Source organism: Kitasatospora sp. NPDC001539 (genome assembly GCF_040298565.1).
In the GTDB taxonomy this organism is placed as follows: domain Bacteria; phylum Actinomycetota; class Actinomycetes; order Streptomycetales; family Streptomycetaceae; genus Kitasatospora.
In genome coordinates this window covers 113,398-134,188 of the sequence record NZ_JBEPAK010000002.1, presented here as the reverse complement: position 1 = coordinate 134,188, position 20,791 = coordinate 113,398, and the positions used below count along the sequence as shown (strand labels likewise).

Annotated in this window: 20 protein-coding genes; 13 read left to right on the top strand and 7 right to left on the bottom strand. The window is 74.1% G+C overall.

The annotated features are described in order from the left end of the window. Window positions 1-101: 101 nt before the first annotated feature. The 3 genes from ABT247_RS01225 (at window position 102) to ABT247_RS01215 (ending at window position 3,651) form a co-directional block, all read left to right on the top strand. Window positions 102-539, top strand: a complete 438-nt coding sequence (locus tag ABT247_RS01225; RefSeq protein ID WP_350735985.1) for a gamma-glutamylcyclotransferase family protein — start codon at window positions 102-104, stop codon at window positions 537-539. Between the two features lie 411 nt (window positions 540-950). Continuing rightward, window positions 951-1,772, top strand: a complete 822-nt coding sequence (locus tag ABT247_RS01220) for a purine-nucleoside phosphorylase (protein ID WP_392899858.1) — start codon at window positions 951-953, stop codon at window positions 1,770-1,772. Between the two features lie 160 nt (window positions 1,773-1,932). Beyond that, entirely contained in the window at window positions 1,933-3,651 is a 1,719-nt protein-coding gene (locus ABT247_RS01215; RefSeq protein WP_350735981.1) for a phospho-sugar mutase, read from the top strand. A 75-nt stretch (window positions 3,652-3,726) separates the two neighbouring features. Here the strand turns inward: ABT247_RS01215 and ABT247_RS01210 are convergent, their stop codons facing one another. After that, window positions 3,727-4,401: a PH domain-containing protein gene (locus ABT247_RS01210; protein ID WP_350735977.1), complete on the bottom strand. Its 675-nt coding sequence runs from the start codon at window positions 4,399-4,401 to the stop codon at window positions 3,727-3,729. A gap of 107 nt (window positions 4,402-4,508) precedes the next feature. On the opposite strand from ABT247_RS01210, the gene deoC reads away from it, so the two are divergent. From deoC to ABT247_RS01190, 4 genes are all read left to right on the top strand, one after another. After that, complete coding sequence (gene deoC / locus ABT247_RS01205) at window positions 4,509-5,495, top strand: deoxyribose-phosphate aldolase (protein WP_350735974.1); 987 nt, start codon at window positions 4,509-4,511, stop codon at window positions 5,493-5,495. 5 nt (window positions 5,496-5,500) lie between these two features. Next, the gene (locus ABT247_RS01200) at window positions 5,501-6,976 is read left to right on the top strand and encodes an aldehyde dehydrogenase family protein (protein ID WP_350735971.1); all 1,476 of its coding nucleotides are present in this window, start codon (window positions 5,501-5,503) and stop codon (window positions 6,974-6,976) included. Further along, entirely contained in the window at window positions 6,969-7,889 is a 921-nt protein-coding gene (locus tag ABT247_RS01195; RefSeq protein WP_350735968.1) for an aldehyde dehydrogenase family protein, read from the top strand. Before ABT247_RS01200 ends, ABT247_RS01195 begins: the two co-directional genes overlap by 8 nt. 237 nt (window positions 7,890-8,126) lie before the next feature. Further along, the gene (locus ABT247_RS01190; RefSeq protein WP_392899846.1) at window positions 8,127-8,765 is read left to right on the top strand and encodes an ATP-binding protein; all 639 of its coding nucleotides are present in this window, start codon (window positions 8,127-8,129) and stop codon (window positions 8,763-8,765) included. Between the two features lie 201 nt (window positions 8,766-8,966). Here the strand turns inward: ABT247_RS01190 and ABT247_RS01185 are convergent, their stop codons facing one another. Further along, window positions 8,967-9,953 carry a SigE family RNA polymerase sigma factor gene (locus ABT247_RS01185; RefSeq protein ID WP_392899843.1) on the bottom strand — a complete coding sequence of 329 codons (987 nt, stop codon included), beginning with the start codon at window positions 9,951-9,953 and terminating at the stop codon, window positions 8,967-8,969. A 270-nt stretch (window positions 9,954-10,223) separates the two neighbouring features. Between ABT247_RS01185 and ABT247_RS01180 the strand changes: the two genes are divergently transcribed. Genes ABT247_RS01180 through ABT247_RS01165 form a run of 4 tightly spaced genes read left to right on the top strand, consistent with a single transcriptional unit; the run spans window position 10,224 to window position 13,602 of the window. After that, window positions 10,224-10,904, top strand: coding sequence for a response regulator (locus ABT247_RS01180; protein ID WP_196948246.1), 681 nt, complete (start codon window positions 10,224-10,226; stop codon window positions 10,902-10,904). 46 nt (window positions 10,905-10,950) lie between these two features. Continuing rightward, window positions 10,951-12,495: an ATP-binding protein gene (locus ABT247_RS01175; protein ID WP_350735965.1), complete on the top strand. Its 1,545-nt coding sequence runs from the start codon at window positions 10,951-10,953 to the stop codon at window positions 12,493-12,495. Continuing rightward, entirely contained in the window at window positions 12,492-12,815 is a 324-nt protein-coding gene (locus ABT247_RS01170) for a hypothetical protein (protein WP_350735962.1), read from the top strand. Before ABT247_RS01175 ends, ABT247_RS01170 begins: the two co-directional genes overlap by 4 nt. A 19-nt stretch (window positions 12,816-12,834) precedes the next feature. After that, window positions 12,835-13,602 (top strand): VanZ family protein, encoded by a 768-nt coding sequence (locus tag ABT247_RS01165; RefSeq protein WP_350735960.1) that lies wholly within the window; start codon window positions 12,835-12,837, stop codon window positions 13,600-13,602. Here ABT247_RS01165 and ABT247_RS01160 read toward each other — a convergent pair. After that, complete coding sequence (locus ABT247_RS01160; protein WP_350735957.1) at window positions 13,572-14,246, bottom strand: PhzF family phenazine biosynthesis protein; 675 nt, start codon at window positions 14,244-14,246, stop codon at window positions 13,572-13,574. The two genes, ABT247_RS01165 and ABT247_RS01160, sit on opposite strands and share 31 nt — an antisense overlap. 284 nt (window positions 14,247-14,530) lie before the next feature. Beyond that, on the bottom strand, window positions 14,531-15,937 hold the full coding sequence (locus ABT247_RS01155; RefSeq protein ID WP_350735954.1) for a hypothetical protein: 1,407 nt from the start codon (window positions 15,935-15,937) through the stop codon (window positions 14,531-14,533). 409 nt (window positions 15,938-16,346) lie between these two features. On the opposite strand from ABT247_RS01155, the gene ABT247_RS01150 reads away from it, so the two are divergent. After that, window positions 16,347-16,532, top strand: coding sequence for a PspC domain-containing protein (locus ABT247_RS01150; RefSeq protein WP_350735952.1), 186 nt, complete (start codon window positions 16,347-16,349; stop codon window positions 16,530-16,532). Window positions 16,533-16,616: 84 nt separating this feature from the next. Here ABT247_RS01150 and ABT247_RS01145 read toward each other — a convergent pair whose 3' ends face one another. From ABT247_RS01145 to ABT247_RS01135, 3 genes are all read right to left on the bottom strand, one after another. After that, a complete protein-coding gene (locus ABT247_RS01145; protein WP_350735949.1) occupies window positions 16,617-16,982 on the bottom strand; it encodes an ATP-binding protein in 366 nt (121 codons plus the stop codon). A gap of 214 nt (window positions 16,983-17,196) precedes the next feature. Further along, window positions 17,197-18,354, bottom strand: a complete 1,158-nt coding sequence (locus ABT247_RS01140) for an adenosine deaminase (protein ID WP_350735946.1) — start codon at window positions 18,352-18,354, stop codon at window positions 17,197-17,199. 104 nt (window positions 18,355-18,458) lie between these two features. Continuing rightward, on the bottom strand, window positions 18,459-19,427 hold the full coding sequence (locus tag ABT247_RS01135; protein ID WP_502892358.1) for a LysR family transcriptional regulator: 969 nt from the start codon (window positions 19,425-19,427) through the stop codon (window positions 18,459-18,461). A gap of 93 nt (window positions 19,428-19,520) precedes the next feature. Between ABT247_RS01135 and ABT247_RS01130 the strand changes: the two genes are divergently transcribed. After that, a complete protein-coding gene (locus ABT247_RS01130) occupies window positions 19,521-20,780 on the top strand; it encodes an MFS transporter (RefSeq protein ID WP_350735941.1) in 1,260 nt (419 codons plus the stop codon). Window positions 20,781-20,791: the final 11 nt, after the last annotated feature.

Below are 20,791 nucleotides of genomic sequence, written 5' to 3'. Positions count from 1 at the left end.
GCCGCCACAACGGGGTCCGGGCTCCGTACGAAGCCACACTGGACTCCGTGCGGACCGGCACTCGCCCCGGAGCGTGGGCCGACCGGGCTACGCTGGCCCCCATGCCCCTTTACGCCGCGTATGCCACCAACCTCGATGCCCGGCAGATGACCCGCCGAGCCCCGCACTCACCGCTGCGCGGCACCGGATGGCTGGACGGCTGGCGACTCACCTTCGGCGGCGAGCAGCTCGGCTGGGAGGGCTCGCTGGCCACCGTCGTCGAGGACGAGAAGGACCGGGTCTTCGTCTCGCTGTACGACATCGCCCCGATGGACGAGGAGGGGCTGGACCGCTGGGAGGGGGTCCAGCTCGGCATCTACCGCAAGATCAAGCTGCGCGCGCAGACGCTGGACGGCGACATCCCGGTCTGGACGTACGTGCTCAACGACTACGAGGGCGGCCTGCCGGCGGCCCGCTACCTCGGTCTGATCGCCGACGCCGCGGAGAGCGCCGGGGCTCCGGACGACTACGTGCTGGACCTGCGCCGCCGGCCCTGCTAGGGCCCGTCTTCAAACCCCCGTCGTCCGCCCGAAGAGCGGGCGGGGCGGCGTTGGGGTGCGTGCATCGCAAGGCGGAGGAGGGAGTCCATGCGGTGGGGGCACCTCCCGGCCGGAGGCTGGGGGCCATCGGCGACCGACGACAACGCGGCGAGGCGCGTGCCCCGGCGTCGGCCCGCAGGCGGGGGTTTGAAGACGGGCCCTAGCGGCGACCGTCCCGGGCCGTGCCGATCCCGGCGTGCGGGGATCCCGGACCGTGCCGGTTCCGGTACGGACCGATTCCTGTACGTACCGACAAGCCGGACGGCCCGGAAAGCGCCACCGAGCTGTGTTTTCGGGTCAACCGGGTAACGATCCGGCATGCCGCGGCGGATTTTCTACGCGCGTAGCCAAATCCCGTCTATCCTCGGATCCGTGAACGCTTCTCCTCAGTCGGTCGTCTCCGCCGACCCCTACGCCGCCGCCCAGGCCGCCGCCGAGCGCCTGCGCGAGCTGACCGGTGCCGAGCGGCACGACGTCGCCCTGGTGATGGGCTCCGGCTGGGTGCCGGCCGCCGACGCCCTGGGCGAGACCGTGGCCGAGTTCCCGGTCACCGAGCTCCCGGGCTTCCCCGCCCCCGCCGTCGCCGGCCACGCCGGCAAGATCCGCTCGGTGAAGATCGGCGACAAGCGCGCCCTGATCTTCCTCGGCCGCAACCACTACTACGAGGGCCACGGCGTGGCCACCGTCGTCCACGGCGTGCGCACCGCCGCCGCGGCCGGCTGCGCCACCATCGTGCTGACCAACGGCTGCGGCGGCCTGCGCCAGGGCTGGACCCCGGGCCAGCCGGTCCTGATCAGCGACCACATCAACCTGACCGGGGACTCCCCGATCGTGGGCGCCAACTTCGTCGACCTCACCGACCTGTACTCCAAGCGCCTGCGCGCGCTCTGCCGCGAGGTCGACCCGAGCCTGGACGAGGCCGTCTACGTCCAGTTCCGCGGCCCGCACTACGAGACCCCGGCCGAGGTCAACATGGCCCGGGTGATCGGCGGCGAGCTGGTCGGCATGTCCACCACCCTGGAGGCCATCGCCGCCCGCGAGGCCGGCTCCGAGGTGCTCGGCATCTCCCTGGTCACCAACCTGGCCGCCGGCATGACCGGCGAGCCGCTCAACCACGAAGAGGTGCTGGAGGCCGGCAAGGCCTCCGCCGAGCGCATGGGCGAGCTGCTGGCGAAGGTCCTGGAGCGGATCTGACGCCTCCCGGGCGCAGAATCATGAGTGACGGGGCCCACGGCCGGCGTGATCCGACGATCGCGCCCTCCGGCGGGCCCCGTCCGCATGTGCACACCTCTTCCCGTCTTGCGCGGAACCCTCAGGCCGACACACCGACGCACTTCCCGATGGAGCTGGCAACATGACGCAGGCACCCACCACCGATCTCCTCGCCCGGGCCCGGACCTGGCTGGCCGAGGACCCCGACCCGCAGACCCGCGAGGAACTGACCGCCCTGCTGGCCCGGGCCGAGGCTCCGGAGGCCGAGGAGGACGGCGCGCTCGCCTGGTCCGAGCTCGCCGAGCGCTTCGCCGACCGCCTGCAGTTCGGCACCGCCGGACTCCGGGGCGAACTCGGCGCCGGCCCGATGCGGATGAACCGCGCCGTGGTGATCCGGGCCGCGGCCGGCCTGGTCGCGTACGTCAAGAAGGAGAACCTGGGCGACCTGGTCGTCATCGGCTACGACGCCCGGCACAAGTCGTACGACTTCGCCCGCGACACCGCCGCCGTGGTGGTCGCGGCCGGCCTGCGCGCCGCCCTGCTGCCGCGCCCGCTGCCCACCCCGGTGCTCGCCTTCGCCGTCCGCCACCTCGGCGCCGCCGCCGGCGTGACCGTCACCGCCAGCCACAACCCGCCGCAGGACAACGGCTACAAGGTCTACCTGGGCGACGGCTCGCAGATCGTCCCGCCGGCCGACGCCGGGATCGCCGCCGAGATCGACGCGATCGGCTCGCTGGACGACGTCCCCCGCGCCGAGGACGGCTGGGAGGTGCTCGGCGAGGACGTCGTCGAGGCCTACCTGACCCGCGCCGTCTCCATCGTCGACGCCCACAGCCCGCGCGAGCTGGACGTGGTCTACACCCCGATGCACGGCGTCGGCCGCGACACCCTGCTCGCCGCCTTCCGCCGGGCGGGCTTCCCGGCGCCCACGGTGGTCGCCGAGCAGGCCGAGCCCGACCCGGACTTCCCGACCGTGGCCTTCCCGAACCCGGAGGAGCCGGGGGCGATGGACCTCGCCTTCCGCACCGCCGCCGCGGTCGGCCCGGACATCGTGATCGCCAACGACCCGGACGCGGACCGCTGCGCGGTGGCCGTCCCCCTGCACGGCAACGCGGCCGGCAGCGGCAACGGCACCGCCGGGTGGCGCATGCTGCGCGGCGACGAGGTCGGCGCCCTGCTCGGCTCGGCCCTGGTCGCCAAGAAGGTCGAGGGCACCTTCGCCACCACGATCGTCTCGGCCACCCTGCTCGGCCGGATCGCCGAGGCCGCGGGCCTGGGCTACGCCGAGACCCTGACCGGCTTCAAGTGGATCTCCCGGGCCGAGGGCCTGCGCTACGGCTACGAGGAGGCGCTCGGCTACTGCGTCGACCCGCAAGGCGTCCGGGACAAGGACGGCATCACCGCCGCCCTGCTGGTCGCCGAACTCGCCGCGACCCTCAAGCAGTCCGGCCGCACCCTGACCGACCTGCTGGACGACCTGGCGCTGGAGCACGGCCTGCACGCCACCGACCAGCTCTCCGTGCGGGTCCAGGACCTCTCGCTGATCGCCGACGCCATGCGCCGGCTGCGCGAGCAGCCGCCGACCGTCCTGGCGGGCCTGACCGTCACCCGCGCCGACGACCTCTCGGCCGGCTCCGCGGAGCTGCCGCCGACCGACGGCCTGCGCTACTACCTGTCCGGCGAGTCCGTCCGCTCGGCCCGCATCGTGGTCCGTCCCTCCGGCACCGAGCCCAAGCTCAAGTGCTACCTGGAGGTCGTCCTCCCGGTCGACTCGGCGGCCGACCTGGCCGCCGCCCGCGGCCGCGCCGCCGACCTCCTGGACGCCGTCAAGCGGGACCTGGCCCGGGCCGCGGGCATCTGACCCGTCCGAGCCCCCGCGATCGGGAAAGGGCCCGCCGGTACGCACCGGCGGGCCCTTCCGTACGCGTTCCCCGGGTCAGGCCAGGATCACCGCGACCAGGGCGACGAGGCCGAGCAGCGTGGGGGCGATGATCCACCAGCACCAGCGGACCACCACGGGGCCCGCGGCGGCGGGCCGGCCGGCGTTGCGCTCGGCCATCTCCTGGAGGACGTCGGTGACCTGGTCGGACCAGGCGCGGGTCGGGTCCGGCGAGCCCTGGACGACGGGGTTGCTCTGGCGACCGAAGACCATGCCCATCCGGGAGGCGTGCTCGGAGGCCTCGGCGGTCCGGACGCGGTTGGCGCGCTTGCGCTGGCGCAGCGAGACCGGGACGGCCCACACCTGGTACTTCCTGCCGCCGGCGAGGAGCTCGACGGAGTAGCCCGCGCGCAGGGCGTCGACCGAGGCCCAGGGGGCGCTGATCGTCCGCCACGGGTTGCGGACCAGCAGGCGGCCGGCGTCGGCCCGCACCACCGGCCGCAGCGTGTAGGCGATCACCGGGAGGGCGAACACCGGTACGGCCGCGAGGGCGACGTACGGGGTCTTCCCGGTGCCGGTCGCCACGGCGTCGCCGATCAGCCAGGCGGCGATGGCCAGCAGGAACACGCCGGAGATGACGCCGGGGACGGAGCGGTACACGCGGTCCGCGTACTCGGGTTCCCCGTCGGGAGCGGCCGAGCCCGGGTGGGGCTTGCCGTCGGATTCGGTCATGGCGTCGATTCTGCCCCATGCCCCCTCGCCGACAGGTCTCGGTCCGGCCACGAATGGCTGGCACCCTAGCGGTCGGCTACGCGCGTAGATATGCTGGTCTGGTGACTATGTCCACTGTTGCAGCCAATGCCCTCGGCGTTGCGGGCAGCGGCCTCGCGGACGTTGCGGCGTCCGAGGCCTCGCTCCGCCGCTTCCTGCACGGCCTGCCCGGCGTCGACCAGGTCGGCCTGGAGGCGCGTGCCGCCACCCTCGGTACCCGCTCGATCAAGACCACGGCGAAGGCCAACGCCATCGACCTGGCGATCTCCATGATCGACCTCACCACGCTCGAGGGCGCGGACACGGTCGGCAAGGTTCGCGCCCTGTGCGCGAAGGGCAGGACCCCCGACCCGACCGACCCGACCACCCCGCGCGTCGCCGCCATCTGTGTCTACCCGGACATGGTCGCCACCGCGAAGGACGCCCTGAAGGGCACCGACATCCAGGTCGCCTCGGTGGCCACCGCCTTCCCGGCCGGCCGCGCCGCCCTCCCGGTCAAGCTCGCCGACACCGCCGACGCGGTGGCCGCGGGCGCCGACGAGATCGACATGGTGATCGACCGCGGTGCCTTCCTCTCCGGCCGCTACCTCGACGTCTTCCACGAGATCGTCGCCGTCAAGGAGGCGTGCAAGCGCGCCGACGGCAGCTCCGCCCACCTCAAGGTGATCTTCGAGACCGGCGAGCTGCAGACGTACGACAACGTCCGCCGCGTCTCCTGGCTGGCGATGCTCGCCGGTGCCGACTTCATCAAGACCTCCACCGGCAAGGTCGCCGTCAACGCGACCCCGCCGGTCACCCTGCTGATGCTGGAGGCGGTCCGCGACTTCCGCGCGCAGACCGGCGTCCAGGTCGGCGTGAAGCCCGCCGGCGGCATCAAGACCACCAAGGACGCCATGAAGTACCTGGTGATGGTCAACGAGACCCTCGGCGACGACTGGCTGACCCCGCACTGGTTCCGCTTCGGCGCCTCCAGCCTGCTGAACGACCTGCTGATGCAGCGCCAGAAGCTCACCACCGGACGCTACTCCGGCCCCGACTACGTGACGGTGGACTGATCACCATGGCCAAGAAGAAGAACATCGAGGAGCCCGTGCGCACGACCGGCCTCTTCGAGTACGCCCCGGCCCCCGAGTCCCCCGCCGCCGCGGGCGACATCGCCACCTCCTACGGCCACTTCATCGGCGGCGAGTTCGTCGACCCCTCCGGCAGCGAGGCCCTGAAGACGGTCAACCCGGCCACCGAGCAGGTGCTCGCCGAGTTCGCCCAGGGCACCGACGAGGACGTGGACCGTGCCGTCACCGCCGCCCGCGCGGCCTTCGCCGACTGGTCGGCGCTGCCCGGCAGCGAGCGCGCCAAGTACCTGTTCCGGATCGCCCGGATCATCCAGGAGCGCAGCCGCGAGCTGGCCGTGCTGGAGTCGATCGACAACGGCAAGCCGATCCGCGAGACCCGCGACGTCGACCTTCCGCTGGTCGCCGCGCACTTCTTCTACTACGCGGGCTGGGCCGACAAGCTCGACTACGCGGGCTACGGCCCCAACCCGAAGCCGCTGGGCGTGGCCGGCCAGGTCATCCCGTGGAACTTCCCGCTGCTGATGCTGGCGTGGAAGATCGCGCCCGCCCTGGCGACCGGCAACACGGTCGTCCTGAAGCCCGCCGAGACCACCCCGCTGACCGCGCTGCGCTTCGCCGAGATCTGCCGCCAGGCCGGCCTGCCGAAGGGCGTGGTCAACATCGTCACCGGTGACGGCCGCACCGGCGCCGCGCTGACGGCCCACCCGGACGTCAACAAGGTCGCCTTCACCGGCTCCACCCCGGTCGGCCGGGCGATCGCCAAGCAGCTGGCCGGCACCCGCAAGAAGCTGTCGCTGGAGCTGGGCGGCAAGGCCGCCAACATCGTCTTCGACGACGCGCCGATCGACCAGGCGGTCGAGGGCATCGTCAACGGCATCTTCTTCAACCAGGGCCACGTCTGCTGCGCGGGCTCGCGCCTGCTGGTCCAGGAGTCCGTCCAGGACGAGCTGCTGGACGCCCTGAAGCGCCGGATGGGCACCCTGCGGGTCGGCGACCCGCTGGACAAGAACACCGACATCGGCGCCATCAACTCCGCCGAGCAGCTGGCCCGGATCACCGCGCTGACCGAGGCCGGCGAGGCCGAGGGCGCCGAGCGCTGGTCCCCGGCCTGCGAACTCCCGGGCACCGGCTTCTGGTTCAAGCCGACCCTGTTCACCGGCGTCAGCCAGGCCCACCGGATCGCCCAGGAGGAGATCTTCGGCCCGGTGCTGTCCGTGCTGACCTTCCGCACCCCCGAAGAGGCGGTCGCCAAGGCCAACAACACGCCGTACGGCCTCTCCGCCGGCATCTGGACGGAGAAGGGCTCGCGCATCCTCTGGATGGCCAACAGGCTCAAGGCCGGCGTGGTCTGGGCCAACACCTTCAACAAGTTCGACCCGACCTCGCCGTTCGGCGGCTACAAGGAGTCGGGCTACGGCCGCGAGGGTGGCCGTCACGGTCTGGAGGCCTACCTCGATGTCTGATGTCGCGACGCGTCTTGACGCCCCTGGACGCATCCAGGTCTTCAAGACCTACAAGCTGTACGTCGGCGGGAAGTTCCCGCGCTCCGAGAGCGGGCGGGTGTACGAGGTGACTGACTCGAAGGGCGAGTGGCTCGCCAACGCCCCGCTGGGCACCCGCAAGGACGCCCGCGACGCCGTCGTGGCCGCCCGCGCGGCGGTCAAGGGCTGGGCCGGCACCACCGCCTACAACCGCGGCCAGGTGCTGTACCGGGTGGCGGAGATGCTGCAGGGCCGGCGCGAGCAGTTCGCCGCCGAGGTGGCCGTCTCCGAGGGCATCGGCCCCAAGAAGGCCGCCGCCCTGGTGGACGCGGCGATCGACCGCTGGGTCTGGTACGCGGGCTGGACGGACAAGGTCGCCCAGATCGCGGGCGGCGCCAACCCGGTGGCCGGCCCGTACTTCAACCTGTCCACCCCGGAGCCGACCGGCGTGGTCGGGATCGTCGCCCCGCAGGCCGGGTACGGGCACTCGCTGCTCGGCCTGGTCTCGGTGATCGCCCCGGCGATCGCCACCGGCAACACGGTCGTGGTCGCGGCCGCCGCGGACGCCCCGCTGCCCGCGCTGTCGCTGGGCGAGGTGCTGGCCACCTCCGACGTCCCGGGCGGCGTGGTCAACATCATCTCGGGCAGGACCGCGGACATCGCGCCCACCCTCGCCTCGCACCAGGACGTCAACGCGCTGGACCTCACCGGGGCCATCGCCTCCGACGGCCCCGGCGCGGCGGCCGCCCTGGAGGCCGCCGCCGCGGATACCCTGAAGCGGGTGGTCCGTCCGGAGCTGGACCCGTTCGCCCAGGACTGGACGCATGCGCCCGGTACCGACCGGCTACTCTCCTTCCTGGAGACGAAGACGGTCTGGCACCCGATGGGGATCTGACCCCCCGTCACCGATCGGCGACAACTCCACAGACTGGCCGTCCTCAGTGCCCTCACCCCCCCCAGGGCCCCGGACGGTCATTGGACGGACCCGCGCCTCTCCCCCCTGGCGCGGGTCCGTCGGCGTTCCGGCGGCCTTCGCCGGTGTCACGGCCGGCTTCCGGCCGACCCAGTGCCCCGAACGATCAAACGCACACCGGTTTCGGCAACCGGCCGCCATGCGTCAGACTGGTGTCCCGTGAGCGACTCCCCCATGAACCCCGCCCCGCCGGCCCGTGCCCGGGTGATCCTGCTCTCCGGACCCTCCGGATCGGGGAAGTCCTCGCTCGCCGAGCGCAGCGGACTGCCGGTGCTCCAGCTGGACGACTTCTACAAGGACGGGGACGACCCGACCCTGCCCCGGCTGCCCGACGGCGCCGTGGACTGGGACTCCCCGCTCGCCTGGCACCGGGACCAGGCCGTCGCCGCGATCCGCGCGCTGTACGAGCACGGGCGCACGGACGTGCCCGTGTACTCGATCCCGCACAACGGGCGGATCGACACCCGGGCCCTCGACCTCGGCGGGGCGGCCGCGTTCATCGCGGAGGGGATCTTCGCCGCCGAGATCGTCGCGGAGTGCGCCGCCGAGGGCCTGCTGGGCGACGCCCTGTGCCTGCGCAACGGCGCGCTCACCACGGCCTGGCGCCGGCTGCGCCGGGACGTCCGCGAGGGCCGCAAGTCGCTGCCGGTGCTGCTGCGCCGGGGCTACCGGCTGATGCGGGCCGAGCGCTCCATCGTCGGGCGGCAGGTCTCGCTGGGCTCGTACCCGTGCGCCGGGCCGGAGGCCGAGCGGCGGGTCCGCGCGGCGGCCGGGCGGCGCGAGCTCTCCACCGTCTGACCCCGGGACCGGCCCCCGAGCGGGCCGGGCGGATCGAACGCCCCCGGCGACGACGACGGACCCGGTGCGTCTCCCCCGCACCGGGTCCGTCGCCTTCCCGAACGGCTCTCGGCTCCCCACGGGCACCCGCTCCCCCGAGTCGGTGCCCCCCGAACCGCAACCGTCCGCTACCCGTCCCCCGACGGGAGTCCTCCGTGGGCGCTACGCGACCAGCTCGCCGAACGCCCGGGCGGTGTCGCCCGACTTGTTCAGGTGCTCGTCGTCGCGCAGCCGGCGCAGCGCGCGCCAGATGCTGCTCTTGACCGTGCCGACGCTGATCCCCAGCACGTCGGCGATCTCCGGGTCGGTCTTGCCCTCGTAGTACCGCAGCACCAGCATGGTCCGCTGGTTCTCCGGCAGCTTGGCCAGCGCCTGCCAGAGCACGGCGCGCAGCTCGGTGCCGCCCATCGCGTCGGTGTCGCCGGCCGTCTCCGGCAGCTCCTCGGTCGGGTACTCGTTGACCTTGCGGCGCCGCCAGGCGGAGATGTGCAGGTTGGTCATGGTGCGGCGGAGGTACCCGCCGACCGCGGCCTTGTCGGTGATCCGGCCCCAGGCCCGGTAGGTGCTGAAGAGCGCGCTCTGCAGCAGGTCCTCGGCCTCGTAGCGGTCACCGGTGAGGTGGTACGCCGTGGCGTACAGGGAGGCGCGGCGCTCGCGCACGTACGCGGTGAACTCCGTGATGTGGTCCTCCGCGACGGCCGGGTGCTCCCCCTGCGCGCCTCCCTGTCCCGCCTCGGTGGTGCGGGCCGGTGCGGGGTTCAGCCGCAGCAGCGTCGCACCGGCGGCCTCGCGACCGGCCGGTTCCCCCGAACCGACCGTCCGCAGGCCGTTGTTCCCCCCGGCCCCCCTGGTCCCCCCCGGGGTGTCCGTGCCCTCGACGCGGACGGGGAGGATGCCCCGCAGCGTGAGGGTGGTGGCGGGGTCGGCCGCACTCCCCAGTCGGCCGATCCCGTACAGCTCCCCCGTCCTGCCGCCGCCGCTCACCCGGCGGGCGACAGGGTTTCCACCGGTGCTGTGCGCGCACCCCCGTACGGTCACGGCACCGGAGTTCTCGTCGGTCCTGACCTCGTACCGGGTCCGATGGGCGGTCGCTGAGGAACGCGCGGTGCGGAGAGCCGGGTTGGTCCGGGTCTGAAGCGTGGCGTTCATCGTGCGCCCCCTGGGTCGGTACGAGCGGTTCCTGTGGCCGCCCTCCAGCCGGCCCTTGCGGCCCGCTGTCCTGCGGCGACAGGGAAAATCCTGCCCGGCGGTTGTGATGGCGCTGTCCGCCGACTGTCACAGGGGTGTCACAGGGGTGGGCCTTTCGTCCCGGTCCGGCTCCCTCCGTACCGGACGCCGGCGGCCGGGCTTCCGGTTCCCGTGCGCCCGGTGACCGGTCCGGGGGGTGATTCGGCGCTCCGGGTGGGCCAAAATGGGGCCGTGCCATTCCTCCTTCTGATCGAGGACGACGACGCCATCCGGACCGGCCTCGAACTCGCCCTCACCCGCCAGGGCCACCGCGTGGCCACCGCCGCCTCCGGTGAGGACGGTCTGAGGCTCTTCAAGGAGCAGCGGCCCGACCTGATCGTGCTCGACGTCATGCTGCCCGGCATCGACGGCTTCGAGGTGTGCCGCCGGATCCGGCGCACCGACCAGCTGCCGATCATCCTGCTCACCGCGCGCTCGGACGACATCGACGTGGTGGTGGGCCTGGAGTCCGGCGCGGACGACTACGTCGTGAAGCCGGTGCAGCCGCGCGTCCTGGACGCCCGGATCCGGGCCGTGCTGCGCCGCGGCGAGCGGGAGAGCTCGGACTCCTCCGCGTACGGCAGCGTGGTGATCGACCGGGCCGCGATGACCGTCACCAAGGACGGGCAGGACCTCCAGCTCACCCCGACCGAACTGCGGCTGCTGCTGGAGCTCAGCCGGCGGCCCGGCCAGGCGCTCTCCCGCCAGCAGCTGCTGCGGCTGGTCTGGGAGCACGACTACCTCGGCGACTCGCGGCTGGTGGACGCCTGCGTGCAGCGGCTGCGGGCGAAGGTCGAGGACGTGCCGTCCGCGCCGACGCTGATCCGCACCGTGCGCGGCGTCGGCTACCGGCTGGACCCGCCGGCAGCCTGAGCGCCCACCTCCGGCATTCTGAACTCCCGTACGACGACAGGCTCTTGTGACTGACCATCAGCAGACTGCCCGGCGGTTCTCCGCGGGCCGGTGGCGGAAGCTGCGCTCCCTGCGGGTGCGGCTGATCGCGGTGTTCGCGGCGGTGGCGCTGCTCGCCGCCGTCTCGGCCTCCGGCATCGCGTACTGGCTCAACCGCGACGCCGTGCTCAAGCGCGCCCAGGACACGGCGCTGAACGACTTCCGGGTCTCGCTCAGCCGCAACGTCTCCGCGCTGCCGCTGAACGCCAGTTGCCCGGACCTCGCCGCGCTGGCGTCCAACGTGGCGAGCTCCGGGCTGAGTTACGACGTGGTGGTGGTCGACTCGGCCCATCCGGAGTGCCCGGCCTCCTCGGACCCGACGCACTACACGCTGGCGGACGTGCCGGCGGCGCTGCAGTCCACCGTGGCCAAGCCGCGCGAGGTCAGCGAGACCAACCCGTACCCGTACCACCTGTACTGGCAGCGGCAGAACCTGGAGGGCCGCCCGTTCCTGATCGGCGGCACCAAGGTGGTGCCGAACGGGCCGACGGCGTACGTGTTCAAGTCGCTGGAGAACGAGCGGGCCGACCTCAACACGCTGAGCTGGTCGCTGGCCATCGCGACCCTGCTCGCGCTGATCGGCTCGGCGCTGCTCGCCCAGGCCGCCTCGGCGACGGTGCTGCGGCCGGTCAAGCGGCTCGGCGACGCCGCCCGGCGCCTCGGCCAGGGACACCTGGACACCCGGCTCGAGGTCGAGGGCTCGGACGAACTCGCCGACCTGGCCCGCACGTTCAACCGCGCCGCGGAGTCGCTGCACGAGCAGGTCGAGGAGCTGAGCGCGCGCGAGGCGCAGAGCCGGCGGTTCGTCGCCGACATGTCGCACGAGCTGCGCACCCCGCTGACCGCGATGACCGCGGTGACGGACATCCTGGAGGACGAGGCCGAGTCGCTGGACCCGATGATCGAGCCGGCCGTGCGGCTCGTGGTGAGCGAGACCCGCCGGCTGTCCGACCTGGTGGAGAACCTGATGGAGGTGACCAGGTTCGACGCCGGCACCGCCAAGCTGGTCGCCGACGAGGTGGACATCGCCGACCTGATCATGTCCTGCATCGACGGCCGGGCCTGGTACGACGCGGTCGAACTGGACGCCCCGCGCGGCATCCTGGCCGTGGTCGACCCGCGCCGGCTGGACGTGGTCTTCGCCAACCTGATCGGCAACGCCCTCAAGCACGGCGGCTCGCCGGTGCGGGTCAAGGTCCGGCAGACCGAGGACTCGGTCGTGGTCGAGGTCTCCGACAGCGGCCCCGGCATCCCGGAGGACGTGCTGCCGCTGGTCTTCGACCGCTTCTACAAGGCCGACCGGGGGCGGGCCCGCTCGGAGGGCAGCGGCCTGGGGCTGTCCATCGCGATGGCCAACGCCCGGATCCACGGGGGGACGATCACGGCGGCGAACGGGGAGGTCGGCGCGGTGTTCACCCTGACGCTGCCGCTGACCCCGCCGCCCCCGCCGTCCGCGGGCGAGGCCGAGGGAGGCCCCGCCGGCGACGCCGCCGAGCACAAGGACGCCACGTGACCGCCCCCACCCGTACCCCCGCGCGCCGCGCCGCCGGCGTGCTGCTCCTGCTCGCGCTCGCCTCCGGCTGCGGCATCCGGCCGACCGCCGTGCCGGTCGACGCCGGCGCGCCCGCCAGCCGGACCGCCTGCCCGACCACCCCGCACGTGCCGACCGCCCTGGCCACCCCGTCCGGCCCGGCGGCCACCGCCACCCCGGCCCGCGGCACGGCCACCAGGACGAGCGCGAGCCCGAGCCCCTCACCCACCCCGGTGCCGCCGGGCTCGCCGCCGCCGGACAACGTGTTCAGCGCGGTACCGACGGCCTCCCCCTGCAAGTGAGAGGGCCGCGCGAAGGAGCGTGCCCGGAAATGTTCACGCCGGGCGGGGAACCGCCGCGCCACCGGCCCACGTCCTTCCCCCCGTGCAGCGAGATGGCACTGGGGCCCCCCGCCCGGCGGACGGGAGTCTGGGGACGGGCCCCGGGACACGCGACGAGCGTTCCGGCGCACCGACCGAGACGGAGCCGGCGACGGTCGTCCACCGTCCCCTCCGGCGGGTCGGGCTGGCGGGCCTGGCCCTCCACCTGACCCTGGCCCTCTGGCTGGTGCTCAGACCCCTGCCGGTGGCCTGGGTGTACGACGCCAACCTGACCCCGCTCGCCTCGCTCCGCTCCTCCACCACCTGGCAGGTGGTCGGCGAGTTCCTGCTGCTCGCGCCGCTCGGCGTCCTGCTCCCGCTGGCCGGCGGCCGGATCCGGGCCCGCTGGCTGCCGTCCTTCCTGCGCACCACCGGCGTCTCCGCCCTGCTGGCGACCGGCCTGGAGTTCCTCTCCTCCTGGACGCCCGGGCACGTCCTCAACGTGGACCACATACTGCTCGCCGTGATCGGCGTGATGGCCGCCCACCTCGCCCTCGTCCCCGGCCTGCGCCACCTGCTGCTGACCGCCCGGCTCGGCCGGCCGACGCCATCCGCGCCGCCCGCGCCACCCGCGCCGCCGGTGCCGCAGGTGCCGCAGGTGCCCGTGCTGGTCGGGCCGCCCGTCCCGGCCGCCGCCACCCCGGCGGTGCCGGTCGCGCCCCCGGCCCGCCCGCGCGCCTACGCCGGGCCCACGCCGCCGGCGGGCTGAGCCCGCGCCCGCACCACCCGACCACCGACCTCGACCAGCCCACCCGGCAGCGGCCCGGTCAGCAGGAGCGAACCCCGGCCCTGGGTGACGGCCAGCGGCCGGCCGAGCCGGGCGGTCAGCAGCAGGGCCGCCGCGCCCGTCGCCTCGTCCTCGTCGATCCCGTCGCCCCGGCCCGGGAAGGCCCGCGCCCGGACCGTCCCGGCCGCCTCGTCCTGCCACGCCCAGGCGTAGACCCACTCCCCGGGCGGCGGCACCCGCAGCGCCTCCACCTCGGCCGCCGAGCCGTACTGCCGCAGGGTGCGTCCCGGGGCCCACTCCGGCCGGGCCGCGATCCGCACCAGCCCGTCCTCGCGCCGGACGCCGACCGGTCCGGCCGCGGTGACCAACCGGTCCACCCCGAGCAGCCACGCCACGCCCACACACGGATGCCCGGCGAACGGCAGCCGCACGCTCGGCGTGTAGATGTCCACCTCCCCGCGCTCCGGGTCGTCGACGAACACCGTCTCGCTGAACCCGAGCCCACGCGCCACCGCCTGCCGCTCCGCCCGCCCCGGCACGGCGGCGCCGTCACGCACCACACCGAGCTCGTTGCCGTACTCGCCACCGGGCCCGCAAAAGACCCGCAGCACCTCGTAGTCGGTCATTTCCCATCCCGTCAATTGCCTTGGTATCGCAGCAAAAACGCTCGGGGCGTACCACCCGAACGCCCCGCAGGGCGGCCAGCCCGTTCCGCCGCAGGGCGCCGCGCCCGTCGCGCCGACCCAGCCGGGCGTTCCCGCGCAGCCGGTGGCGGGCAACCCGTACGCCCAGCCCGGCCAGCCGCAGGCGTCGCAGCACCCGGCCGGCTGATCGCACCGTACGACGGCCGGAGGCCCTCCCGTCACCCGCTGGATCAGCGGCTGGCGGGAGGGCCTTCCGGCGTGCGGGGTCAGTTCCGGGTGCGCCGCGTGGCGTTGCGGCGGCGGGCCACGATCAGGGTGGCGAGGCCGAGGGCGATCGCCATCGCGCCGGTGATCGCCATCGGGGCGGAGGAGGGGGTGCCGCCGGTGGTGGCCAGCCGGGTGTCCGTCGCGGCGGCCGGTGCTGCCGCGGGCCGGGCACGGGCACCGGAGCCCGGGGCGGGCTGCGTGGTGCCGGCCTCCGGGCTCGGCGCCGCGGTGGTGATCTGCGCGGCCGGGGCGGTGGTCGGTCCGGTGGCCTGGGCCTGGGAGGCGGCGGGCGGGGTGGTGGCGGAGGGCGCCGCGGCCTCGATCCGGAAGCCGACCTTCGGGCTGGAGGCGCCCCGCTCGGTCCCGCCCGGGCCGGCCAGGCTGTACCCGCCGGCGAGGATCGACTCGGCGGTCGCCGGGGTGTCCGCGGTCCAGGCGAGCCGCAGCTCGACCGTACGGCTCTGGCCGCTGGGCAGCACGAGGACGTCGGCTTCCTTGGAGCCGCTGCGCAGGTCCATCTCCAGCTGGGTGGTGGGGAGTTCGGATCCGTCGGGGCCGCCGGGCGTGCCCGCGACCCATGCGCCCGCCTGGGTCCGGAACTCGAGCCTGGCCATGGCCGCGCGGAGCGGGACCTCGCCCTGGAAGACGATCGCCGGGACGACCCGGAGGTCCGTTCCGGTGCGGTTGCCGTAGACCACCGTGAACGTCTTCGCCCCGCCGCCGGCGGTGAAGGCGGCGGGCATGCCCTCGACCTTCACGTCCGGGAGCCCGACCGGGGCCGGGGTGCTCGGGCCGCCGACCGGGACGACGGTGAAGGCCGGGGTACCGCCGAACGCCTGGCTGACGCGCTGCTCGGGGGGTAGCGTCGGGTCCGTGACCACCGCGGTCAGGGCCGCGGAGGCCTGGCCGGGGGTGGCGTCGGCGGCGAAGGTCAGCCGCAGCCCGTAGGCGGCTTCGGCTCCGGCCGCCAGGTGGAGTTCGGTGGCGAAGGGGTCGAGGTCCCACCGCGCCCCGGTGGTGGAGCCGGGCCGCAGCGTGGCGTCCTGCCACTGGGCGCTGCCCGGCTTCCGGACCTGCAGGTGGAGCTGGTTCTCCTGCACGCCGGCGCCGAAGGTCGCGACGACGAAGTCGGTCGTGACGTCCAGCTGGTGGTCGGCGGTGTTCCTGAGGGTCGAGCCGAACTCGACGGTGCCGCCGGCCGGGACGGCGGTCGGGAAGCCGGTCGTGGTGACCGTGAGGGGCGAGGCCGGGCCGTGCGGCGCCGGCCCGGGGGCGGGGGCGGTGGTGGTGGCCGCGGTAGCCGGGCCGGTGGGAACCGATGCGGTGGGGCCGGTCGTCGGGGTCGCGCGGGCGGCCGGGGCAGAGGCCAGGGCGAGGCCGGACACCAGGGCGGAAGCCGCGGCCACGGCGAGGAGACTGCGGGACTGACTGCGCAACGGAACCTCACGGAGGAATTCGGGCGGGACCCGAGAAGAGTGCGAAATCGCAGGCGCGAGGGGTCGCTTGAGGCCTCGAGGACGCCGCCGGACCGCCCCCCGCCGATCAGCGACCGCGGAATCATATCCCCCTGGTCGGACCGTTCGGCGAACGGGTTTTCGCACCCCGTCGACGGCCGGAGGGCGGGTTGCCCGGCCGCGCGGGGCCGCCGGCCTCAGGGGTTCCCCTGATCCCGACCCCGACGTCCGGCTACGCCTCCCCGGTGACCTGCCGGGGTGGGGAATCGCCTGGTGGGCTGAGGCTTCCGGGGCGCCGGCCGCCGAGTATGGAAGTACGCCCGCCGGACCAGCCGGACCGGGCCCGGCCCAAGGAGCAGACATGAGTGCCCGCCTCGCCCGTCCCCGCCACAACCGCGTCATCGCCGGCGTCTGCGCCGGGATCGCCGAGCGTTTCGGCCTGACCCCGTGGACCGTCCGGCTGATCTTCCTGCTCTCCTGCCTGCTCCCCGGCCCGCAGTTCCTGCTCTACCTCGCCCTGTGGGTGCTGCTCCCCCAGGAGCCGTGACGCCGTCCGTGCGGGCACGGCGACGGGCCGCCCGCTCCCGGGGTCTCCGGGGGCGGGCGGCCCGTCGTCGTACGGCGGCCGGGATCAGCCGAGCGGCAGGCCCGGGAGGGCGTTGGTGAGCCCGCCGACGGGGGTCTTGTCCAGGCCGGGAACGCTCGGGACGGCGCCGCGCTGCTGGGTGACCCCGGCGATCGGCGCGGCCTCGGCGGGCGCGGCCTGGCCGGCGGTGGGGGCCAGGGTGCCGAGGGTGCCGGCGACCTTGTCGCCGCCGGGCAGCTTGGCGGCGGTGTCGGTGACGGCACCGGTCACCGCGGGGTTCGTCACCGCGCCGGTGGGCAGCCCGAGGCCGCCGGTCGCCTGGCCGGCCGCCGCGGAGGCGGTGCCGGCGCCGACCGCCGCGATCGCGATGCCGAGCGCCGCGGTGCCGGCGGCCTTGAGAGCCTGCTTCATGGTTCGTCCCCTTGGGTCCTCGTCGGTGGCCGACATCGCACTCGCGACCGGCTGCCGGACGGCCGCCGCAGCGGCCTGTCATCAGTGACTGGCACACCGTAGTGACAGGGTCGCGTGAGAACCAAAGGGCCTTCACTCACTCGAGTGAGTAGTCGGATGAACGCCAACTTCCCCACCGGGAAGCCGCGTTCACCCGACCACTGAACGGCCCTGCTCAGTTGCCGGCGACACCCGTGCTGAACAGCCATTCCGCCTTGAGCTCGGCGTAGCCCGGCTTGATCACGTCGTTGATCATCGCCAGCCGCTCGTCGAAGGGCAGGAACGCGGACTTCATCGCGTTCACCGTGAACCACTCCATGTCGCCGAGCGTGTAGCCGAAGGCCTCCACCAGGTGGCCGAACTCCTGGCTCATGCTGGTCCCGCTCATCAGGCGGTTGTCGGTGTTCACGGTGACCCGGAACTTCAGCCGGCTGAGCAGCCCGATCGGGTGCTCGGCGTACGAGGTGGCGGCCGCGGTCTGGAGGTTGGAGGTCGGGCACATCTCCAGCGGGATGCGCTTGTCGCGCACGTACGCGGCCAGCCGGCCGAGCTGGACGCTGCCGTCCTCGTTCACCGTGATGTCGTCGACGATCCGCACGCCGTGGCCGAGCCGGTCGGCGCCGCAGCACTGCAGGGCCTCCCAGATCGACGGCAGGCCGAAGGCCTCGCCCGCGTGGATGGTGAAGTGGTTGTTCTCGCCCTTGAGGTAGTCGAAGGCGGCCTGGTGGCGGGTGGGGGGGTAGCCGGCCTCCGCGCCCGCGATGTCGAAGCCGACGACGCCCTGGTCCCGGTGGCGGTTGGCCAGCTCGGCGATCTCCTGCGAGCGGGCGGCGTGCCGCATCGCGGTGATCAGGGTGCCGATGCGGATCCGGTGTCCGGCCGCGCGGGCGTTGGCCTCGCCCTGGCGGAAGCCCTCCTGGACGGCCTCGACGACCTCGTCCAGGCTCAGGCCGCCCTCCAGGTGCTGCTCGGGGGCGTAGCGGACCTCGGCGTAGACGACGCCGTCCGCGGCCAGGTCCTCGGCGCAGTCGGCGGCGACCTTGATCAGGGCGTCCCGGGTCTGCATCACGGCACAGGTGTGCGCGAAGGTCTCCAGGTAGCGGACCAGCGAGCCGGAGTCGGCGGCCTCGCGGAACCACTCGCCGAGTTCCTTGGGGTCGGTGGTGGGGAGGCCTTCGTAGCCGGTCGCGGCGGCCAGCTCGACGATGGTCTCCGGGCGCAGCCCGCCGTCCAGGTGGTCGTGCAGCAGGACCTTCGGCGCGCGGCGGATCTGGTCGGCGGTGGGGATGCGCGGGCCCGTGCCCGCGGTGGTGACGGGGATCTGCTTCTCCATTACGGAAATATAGCCCCTACGCGCGTAGACCGACCACCGCGCACAGCACCGAATGGTCCAAACTCGCCCCGGAATTCCACCGCCCGGTCCATACGATCCGCCAATCAGTCGTGGTGCAGCAGCCGCCCCCGACGGGACAGCACGAAGTCCCGGAACGCCGCGACCGGCGGGGTCAGCGGCCGGCCGGCCGCCCAGGCCAGCCCGATCGCCCGCCGGGTCCGCGGGGCGGTCACCTCCAGCTCCACCACCCCCGGTCGCGGCACCAGCGCGGGCGGCAGCAGCGCCACCCCCAGCCCCGCCGCGACCAGTCCGCGCAGCGTCTCGGTCTCCTCGCCCTCGAAGGCCAACCGGGGCACGAACCCTGCCTGGGCGCAGAAGCCGTCCGTGATCACCCGCAGCCCGTAGCCCTGCTCCAGCCCGACGAACGGCTCCTCGGCCACCTCCGCCAGCCGGATCCGCCGCCGGCCGGCCAACCGGTGGTCGGCCGGCACCACCAGGTTCAGCCGCTGCTCGTCCAGCGGCCTGGCGGTGAAGGCCGGCCCGTCCGGCAGCGGCGCCACCAGGCACAGGTCCAACTCCCCCGCCCGCAACCGCTCCAGCATCGCCATCCCGTAGTCCTGCACCAGCTGGAACCGCACCTGCGGGTGCTCCGCCCGGAAGCCCCGCAGCAGCGCCGGGACGGCGTCCGGCCCCATCGTGTGCAGGAAGCCGAAGGCCACCCGTCCGGCCGTCGGGTCCGCCTCCGCCCGGGCCGCCTCCGCGCCGCGCTCCACCTCCGCCAGCGCCCGCTCCACCGAGGCCAGCAGCAGCCGGCCCGCCCTGGTCAGCCGGACCGTCCGGCCCTGCCGGGCCAGCAGGTCCACCCCGAGGTCCGCCTCCAGCCGGGCCACCGCACGCGACAGCGTCGGCTGCGGCACCCCGAGCAGCGCCGCCGCCTGCGTCACGTGCTCCAGCCGGGCCACCGCGGCGAACTGCGCCAGCCGCGGCGCCAGCAGCACGGCCGGCTCCTCCGGCCCCAAACCGGCCGCCCGGTACCGCTGTTCCGTGCCGTCAGACCCCTCGAACGCCGCCATCCCGCCGGCCACCTCCACTCATGCACCACTGCATCGATCATCCACTGTTCATGCATTGGACGCATCAGCGGCGCCGGGCCTACCGTCGACGGCATGCAGCCCGCCGATACCAGGGCGTCCGCGCCCGCCCCCGCCCCGTTCCAGGACGACCGCCACCGCCCCGGCCAGCGCGACTTCCGCCGCGCCAACCTCGCGCTGTTCGCCGCCGGGATCGCGACCTTCGTCCTGCTCTACTCGACCCAGGGCCTGCTGCCGGTCCTCTCGGCCGACCTCGACCTCACCCCCGGCCAGGCCAGCTGGACGGCCTCCGCCGCCACCCTCGGCCTCGCCCTCGGGCTGCTGCCGGCCAGCGCGCTGTCCGACCGGTACGGCCGCACCGCGGTGATGACGGCCTCCGTCCTCACCGCCACGGTCCTCGCCGCCGCCCTGCCGCTCGCGCCGGACCTCACCACCCTGGTCGCGCTGCGCGTCGTCCAGGGCGCCGCCCTCGCCGGACTGCCCGCCACCGCGATGGCCTACCTCGCCGAGGAGGTCCACCCCAGCGCCCTGGCCTCCGCGATGGGCCTGTACGTGGCCGGCAACAGCATCGGCGGCATGGGCGGGCGCCTGCTCTCCGGCTGGACCGCCGCCGCCCTCGGCTGGCGCTGGGGCCTGGCCGCCTCCGCCGCCCTCGCGCTGCTCGCGGTGCTCGCCTTCCGGCTGCTGATCCCCGCCGCCCGGCACTTCGCCCCGGCTCCGGTGGACGCCCGTGCGCTCGCCCGTACGGTGGGACGGCACCTCAGCAATCCGCTGCTGGTTCGGCTGTACGCGCTCGGCATGCTGTTCATGGCCGTGTTCGGCGCGGTCTACAACACCGTGGGCTACCGGCTGATCTCCGCGCCGTTCCACCTGCCGGAGTCGGTCGCCGCCTCGATCTTCACGGTCTACCTGGTCGGCACCGGCACCTCCGCCGCGGCCGGCCGCCTCTCCGGCCGCCTCGGACGGCGCGGCGCCCTGTACGTCTCGATCGGCGTCACCGCGGCCGGCCTGCTGCTGTCCCTCGCGGACTCCCTGGTCTGCGCGCTGCTCGGCCTGGTCCTGATCACCGCCGGCTTCTTCGCCGGCCACGCCACCGCCTCCTCCGCCGTCGGCCGCACCGCCACCGAGGGGCGCGCCCAGGCCTCCGCGCTCTACCTGATCGCCTACTACCTCGGCAACAGCCTCGGCGGCACCGTCGGCGCGGACGCCTACCACGCCACCGGCTGGCCCGGCGCCGCCACCGTCGGCCTCGCCGCCATGGCCCTGGCCGCCGCGGTGACGCTCTACGCCACCCACCGGGCGCACGTCACGAGGCGTGCGGTCGCGGACGCTTGACAACGGACGCC